This is a genomic window from Roseomonas rosulenta (assembly GCF_016106005.1).
In the GTDB taxonomy this organism is placed as follows: Bacteria; Pseudomonadota; Alphaproteobacteria; order Acetobacterales; family Acetobacteraceae; genus Neoroseomonas; species Neoroseomonas rosulenta.
Genome location: NZ_JACADR010000452.1, coordinates 1 through 2,236, shown reverse-complemented (window position 1 = coordinate 2,236; position 2,236 = coordinate 1). Strand labels below are relative to the sequence as shown.

Annotated in this window: 3 protein-coding genes; 2 read left to right on the top strand and 1 reads right to left on the bottom strand. The window is 73.4% G+C overall.

Features of this window, described 5'->3' with window-relative positions:
• Both HW578_RS25690 and HW578_RS25685 read left to right on the top strand, forming a co-directional pair.
• A partial coding sequence (locus HW578_RS25690; protein ID WP_198373552.1) for a murein hydrolase activator EnvC family protein occupies positions 1-397 on the top strand: 397 nt, incomplete at its 5' end.
• 130 nt (positions 398-527) lie between these two features.
• The gene (locus HW578_RS25685) at positions 528-1,916 is read left to right on the top strand and encodes a S41 family peptidase (protein ID WP_198373551.1); all 1,389 of its coding nucleotides are present in this window, start codon (positions 528-530) and stop codon (positions 1,914-1,916) included.
• Between the two features lie 7 nt (positions 1,917-1,923).
• On the opposite strand, the gene HW578_RS28080 is transcribed toward HW578_RS25685, so the two are convergent.
• On the bottom strand, positions 1,924-2,236 hold a 313-nt coding region (locus tag HW578_RS28080; RefSeq protein WP_408906269.1), incomplete at its 5' end, for a hypothetical protein.

The window sequence follows — 2,236 nt, the reverse complement described above, 5'->3', positions numbered from 1 at the left end:
GGCGCCGGCGGCGGCGCATGTGGCGCCGGTCGCCGGCCGCGTCATCCGCGCCTATGGGGACCCCGCGGAAGCCGGGCCGGCCCGCGGCCAGACCATGCAGGCAGCCGCCGGCGCGCGGGTGGTCAGCCCCTGCCAGGGCCGCGCCGCGTTCAGCGGTCCTTTCCGAAGTTATGGCCTGCTGCTGATTGTGGAGTGCGCCGACGGCCACCATGTCGTGCTGGCCGGGCTGGGACGGATCGATGCCGCGACCGGCGCACGGCTGCTGGCCGGGGAGCCGGTCGGCATCGTCGGCGATGGCGAGGGCGGGCGGGGGCGCCTGTACCTCGAACTGCGACGGGGCGGGCAGGCGGTCGATCCGCGGGCCTGGCTCGGTGGGGGCCGCCCCGGGGCCGGATAGGCCGCCGGGTCACGGTAACGGGTGTGTATCCGCGCGGATTGAGGCTGCACCTTGGCCCGCGAAGCACTGTAGGATTGCGACTCGCGCCGGGGCTGTCGGGCCCTTGGCGATGCGGAAGGAAGGAATTCTGATGCGGCGCAGGACCGGAACCTACGCGGCGGTGGGCGCGGCCTTCGTGGCCGGCGTCCTGGTCGGCCCCATCATGGGGGCCGGCGCGCAGGAAGGGGGACGGGCGGAGACCTACCGTCTGCTCAACCTGTTCGGCGACGTGTTCGAGCGCGTCCGCGCCGAATACGTGGAGCCGGTCAACGACCGCGACGCCATCGAGAACGCCATCCAGGGCATGCTCTCGGGCCTCGACCCGCATTCCTCCTACATGAACCCGCGCATGTATCGCGACATGCAGGTGCAGACGCGCGGCGAGTTCGGCGGCCTCGGCATCGAGGTGACGCAGGAGGGCGGCTACATCAAGGTGATCAGCCCGATCGACGAGACGCCCGCGGCGCGCGCCGGCGTGCGCCCGGGCGACCTCATCACGCATCTCAACGGGAACTCCGTGCAGGGCCTGTCCCTGCAGGAAGCGGTCGAGCAGATGCGCGGCGAACGCGGCACCGCCATCCGCATCACCATCCGCCGCGAAGGTTCGGACCGCCCGGTCGAGCTCTCCATCACCCGCGACGTGATCCGCCCGCAGGTGGTGCGCTTCCGGATGGAAGGGGGCGATATCGGCTACATCCGCCTGTCCTCCTTCAACGAGCAGACCGAGACCGCGCTGCGCCGCGCCATGCAGCAGCTGCGCAGCCAGGCGGGCGCGAACCTCAAGGGCATCGTGCTGGACCTGCGCAACAACCCGGGCGGGTTGCTCGACCAGGCGGTGCAGGTCTCGGACGACTTCCTCGATCAGGGCGAGATCGTCTCCACCCGCGCGCGGCGCGCCGAGGACGCGCAGCGCTGGAACGCGCGGCCCGGCGACATCGCCCAGGGCCTGCCCGTCGTGGTGCTGATCAACGCGGGTTCGGCCAGCGCCAGCGAGATCGTCGCCGGTGCGCTGCAGGACCACCGCCGCGCCATCGTCATGGGCGTGAAGTCCTTCGGCAAGGGCAGCGTGCAGACCGTCATGCCCATTCCGGGCAATGGCGCCATGCGCCTAACCACGGCGCGCTACTACACGCCCTCGGGCCGCTCCATCCAGGCCACCGGGATCGAGCCCGACATCGAGGTGCTCGCCACGCGCGAGGACGCCGCGACCGCCGCGGTCGCCCGGCGCGACCGCGAAGCCGACCTACGCCGCGCCCTGCGCAACGACAATGCCGGTCAGCAGGCGCAGCAGGCGGCGCCGCCGCGCCCGCCGCTGAGCCTGCCCGCCGGCCTGGTCGAGCGCGTGGAGCGCCAGCCGGCCGAAGGTGCCGCCGCCTTCGACCCGACCAAGCCCGAGACCGACCACCAGCTACAGCAAGCCGTGCAGCTGCTGCGCGGCATCGCCGCGGCGCCGAACCCGCAGCGCCGCGCCGCGCGCTGAGCGCGCGTCAAGCAAGGCTCCCGATGCGCGTGCCGGGCTGGCGGGCGCTCGGGCTGTTCTGGGCGGTGGTGGCGCTGACCGCCAGCGGCGGTGCCGTATGGCTGGCGCGGCTCGGGCCACCGGATGCGCCCGTGACGGCGGCAGCGGGCAGCGCCCCCCCCGCCGCAATGACCATGGCCTCTGCTGCCGACGCGGCGCGCAGTGCCGTCAGCGCGACATCGGCCGACCCGCAGCAGCCACCGACGACCGCTGCGACTGCGCCCGCCCCGGCGCCTGAGGCCGCCGCGGCAACGCCGGAGACCGGAAGAGCACACGCTTGA